6 protein-coding genes are annotated in these 3106 nt (G+C 61.7%); 2 read left to right on the forward strand and 4 right to left on the reverse strand.

The window, feature by feature from the left end:
- Positions 1-322: 322 nt before the first annotated feature.
- Genes HW932_RS21355 through HW932_RS21365 form a run of 3 tightly spaced genes read right to left on the reverse strand, consistent with a single transcriptional unit; the run spans position 323 to position 1140 of the window.
- Positions 323-520, reverse strand: a complete 198-nt coding sequence (locus HW932_RS21355; protein WP_176978467.1) for a hypothetical protein — start codon at positions 518-520, stop codon at positions 323-325.
- Complete coding sequence (locus HW932_RS21360) at positions 495-923, reverse strand: putative toxin-antitoxin system toxin component, PIN family (RefSeq protein ID WP_176978468.1); 429 nt, start codon at positions 921-923, stop codon at positions 495-497. The genes HW932_RS21355 and HW932_RS21360 overlap by 26 nt, the downstream gene beginning before the upstream one ends.
- Positions 916-1140: an AbrB/MazE/SpoVT family DNA-binding domain-containing protein gene (locus tag HW932_RS21365; RefSeq protein WP_176978469.1), complete on the reverse strand. Its 225-nt coding sequence runs from the start codon at positions 1138-1140 to the stop codon at positions 916-918. The genes HW932_RS21360 and HW932_RS21365 overlap by 8 nt, the downstream gene beginning before the upstream one ends.
- A gap of 171 nt (positions 1141-1311) precedes the next feature.
- On the opposite strand from HW932_RS21365, the gene HW932_RS21370 reads away from it, so the two are divergent.
- Entirely contained in the window at positions 1312-1449 is a 138-nt protein-coding gene (locus tag HW932_RS21370; RefSeq protein WP_176978470.1) for a hypothetical protein, read from the forward strand.
- Between the two features lie 92 nt (positions 1450-1541).
- Here HW932_RS21370 and HW932_RS21375 read toward each other — a convergent pair whose 3' ends face one another.
- Complete coding sequence (locus HW932_RS21375; protein WP_176978471.1) at positions 1542-2543, reverse strand: Rpn family recombination-promoting nuclease/putative transposase; 1002 nt, start codon at positions 2541-2543, stop codon at positions 1542-1544.
- A gap of 129 nt (positions 2544-2672) precedes the next feature.
- Between HW932_RS21375 and HW932_RS21380 the strand changes: the two genes are divergently transcribed.
- Positions 2673-2963: a hypothetical protein gene (locus tag HW932_RS21380; protein WP_176978472.1), complete on the forward strand. Its 291-nt coding sequence runs from the start codon at positions 2673-2675 to the stop codon at positions 2961-2963.
- The last annotated feature ends 143 nt before the right edge of the window (positions 2964-3106 follow it).

Here is a 3106-nt window from a genome sequence, read left to right on the forward strand (position 1 = left end):
CCCGCTATGATTGGTCAGGGTGCTGAAATCCATCATCTCCACCACTTCCGCCGGCGCGAAGCCTTCGAGCAGTTGCTGCACGAACTCCGGATGGCTGAACAGCTCCCGGTAGCCGGTATCGTGGGGATGGTGTTGGGTCATGGCAGGTCGGGCCGTGGTCGGGTGTAATCGCTCAGGCGTCCTATCATACCGGGCCGCTTCAATCCGGTGGCATCGGCCTGCTCAACAATGTGCAGATGGCCCAGGCCACCGGACTGAGCCTGGCCCAAATCGAAGCCTTGCGCGCAAGCCGGACGCCTTGAGCGACCCCAACCCGGCCAGATCAGTGCTGATCGGCCTCGCGCAACGCCCGCACCTGCTCACCGCTCAGACCCGTCACCTGCGCAATCTGCGCATCACTGAGCACGCCGAGCTTGAGCAGTTCAAACAGGTTCGGACACTGACCGCCGGCTGCCGCTGCATGAATATTCGGATATACACGAAAAAGGCATACATCAATGCCGTTGCAGCCAATCGGCAAACTCGGCCACCGTGAGAATGGGAATGTGAAACTGCTCTCTGACCGCCTGAATGTCGCTATCGCCACTGACCAGGGCATCCGCCCTCGCAACGGCGGCGAGTACGAGAAACATGACATCGTCGGCATCGCAAATGTCGGGTAGGCCATCCGGCGGATGTTCGACCTTCACCGTCTCGACGTAAGGCAGAAATTCAGCCAGTAGGCCTTCCTGCTCTTGGCGGTTGAGTTTGAATTTCGGATAGCTCAGGACACGCAGCAGTTCGCTGACCGTGTCGTGGCTGGCAAGCGCCACGAATCGCTTGGACTGCCAGGCGGCTCGCAGCCAGGCGAACCGGCCCCGCGAGAAGATCAGTGCTGAAACCAGGCAGTTCGTGTCGAGGACGACACGGGGAGTCTCATGCATGCTTTCGCGCCCAAGCAACGGCCTCGTTCACGTCGTCCGGCGTGATCCCCAGCTCTTCCAGCTTGGCCCGTACAACATCCGCTTGCTGCAATCGAACCGGCGTCAGCACGATCTTGCCGTCCTGAACGGTGACATCATAGTAGTCAGCCTCACCGACGGTCTGAACGATGGCTTTGGGCAAGGTGATTTGATTCTTGCTCGTGCGCTTGGCTAACATGACGACATCCAAAAGTAGGGAGGTAAGGATTTGATACTAGCTGGTTTCCCAAATCACGCAACCAACGGTCCGCCTTCGACACGAACTACGACTAAGAACACATCGACCGCCACCTGACACGGCTTGAAAAGCTCAAGCGCGTCCTGCCGCTGTATTAAAGATCATCGCCTCATGGGCGCCGTCGCCGGGATGGTTGTCACCGAGAACGTCGCCGAATACGCCATGGCGCGCGGCCTCTACGTCCTGTGCCAAAACGGCGACCGGATCGAAGTACGCAACCCCGGCGGATTCAACCCAGCCGTCTGGTGAGACGCCGCCGCTGTCGCCTAGCGCAACGATCGCCCGGAACGGATCGGCGCAGATCCGGAGCCGGCCCGGCGCAACCAACCGAGCGGTCTCGCTCAGTGCTGATCGGCCTCGCGCAACGCTCGCACCTGCTCACCGCTCAACCCCGTCACCTGCGCAATCTGCACATCACTGAGCACGCCGAGCTTGAGGAGATTGCGGGCCGTTTCCAAGCGCGTCTTTTCTGCTCCAAGCTGCTCGCCTTCCACGCGCCCTTCCTCACGCCCCTCCAGACGCCCCGCCTCACGCCCTTCCAGACGCCCCGCCTCGCGCTCACGCCGCGCCCAGTGCTCCAGGTTCTCCGCCAACATCGACTGATCCTCCACCAAGGAATGAATGCGCTCCAGATCCACCGCCGCCCCCAGACGCTGCAAATGCCGCTTCAGCCAGCGCGTGATCAGCCGATCCAACCGCTCGCGATTCGGATCACGGCGCAGACTCACCGCCAGCCGCTCGACCGCCGCCTGCAACGCCCGGTGATCGCTCGCCGCCGTCTCGATCTCGAACACCCCGCTCAACGCACTGCCGATCGCCGCCAACTGCTCCGGCGCATAGGCCCCCTCGTCGATCAAGTAATAGCGCAGATGCGGCTGATACGGATCCCAGAACGCCGGCGGCTTCGGACGGATCAGGTCACACACATCCGTCGCCGCCGACCAGCGCCGCCCCCCGTTGTAGAGCACGATCGGCAGAATCGGCGGCAACCCCCGACGCAGCGTCGTCACCCCGGTCTTGAGCAGATGATCATAGAAACAGGCCACATAATGCAGCATCCGGATCGACATCCGCGCATCGACCCGCGACTGAAACTCCAGCAGCAAATACACGAACACCCGCCGCCGCACACTCCGCCACTGCACCTCCACCGACCAGACCACATCCTCGATCTTCTCTTCGAACAGCGGCGTGATGTAGTGGCCGCTATGATTGGTCAGAGTGCTGAAATCCATCATCTGCACGATCTCCGCCGGCGCAAAGCCTTCGAGCAACTGCTGGATGAACTCCGGATGGCTGAACAGCTCCCGGTAGCCGGTGTCGTGGGGATGGTGTTGGGTCATGGCAGGACGGACTGTGGTCAGTGTGAGCAGTTAAGCGTCCATCTTACAGGATCGCTCCAATCTGGCCGCGGTCGACACGCATGCTACCATAGCGCCTTCGACACGCCGGTTTCGATCCACACTGACGCCATGCCTCCCTTGCCCGCCGACACCCTGCTCGATCCCAAGAACGACTACGTCTTCTTCCGCGTCTTCTCCGAAGAGCCGGACCTGCTGGTCGACCTGATCAACGTCGTGCGCCGCGACGAGCCACCGATCACCGAGGTCAAACTGCTCAACCCGCGCCTGACGCCCGAACGGCTCAGCGGCAAACACCCCGAGCGCTGGAGCGGGCCGACGCGCAACTGGACACCGATCACGGTCGTCTCCCTCAACCCGGAGCGTGACATCGAACACACGCCGTTAGATCGAGCGGTGTGACAACGATGCAGGCGACAACTATCTTGACAATTACCGCTGTGGTGCTTCGAGATGCGCGACCGCGACACCCCCAAGGTCCGACTCGGACGCGAACTGCAACTGAACATCGTCGAACTGCGCAAAGCCGACCGACTCGGACAGCT

The sequence above is a fragment of the Allochromatium humboldtianum genome, from assembly GCF_013385175.1.
Taxonomy (GTDB): Bacteria; Pseudomonadota; Gammaproteobacteria; order Chromatiales; family Chromatiaceae; genus Thermochromatium; species Thermochromatium humboldtianum.

Bases quoted from the DNA above. Each gene is read 5' to 3' on its own strand.
- HW932_RS21360 (WP_176978468.1), bottom strand. From the start codon at position 923: ATGCATGAGACTCCCCGTGTCGTCCTCGACACGAACTGCCTGGTTTCA.
- HW932_RS21365 (WP_176978469.1), bottom strand. From the start codon at position 1,140: ATGTTAGCCAAGCGCACGAGCAAGAATCAAATCACCTTGCCCAAAGCC.
- HW932_RS21370 (WP_176978470.1), top strand. From the start codon at position 1,312: ATGGGCGCCGTCGCCGGGATGGTTGTCACCGAGAACGTCGCCGAATAC.
- HW932_RS21375 (WP_176978471.1), bottom strand. From the start codon at position 2,543: ATGACCCAACACCATCCCCACGACACCGGCTACCGGGAGCTGTTCAGC.
- HW932_RS21380 (WP_176978472.1), top strand. From the start codon at position 2,673: ATGCCTCCCTTGCCCGCCGACACCCTGCTCGATCCCAAGAACGACTAC.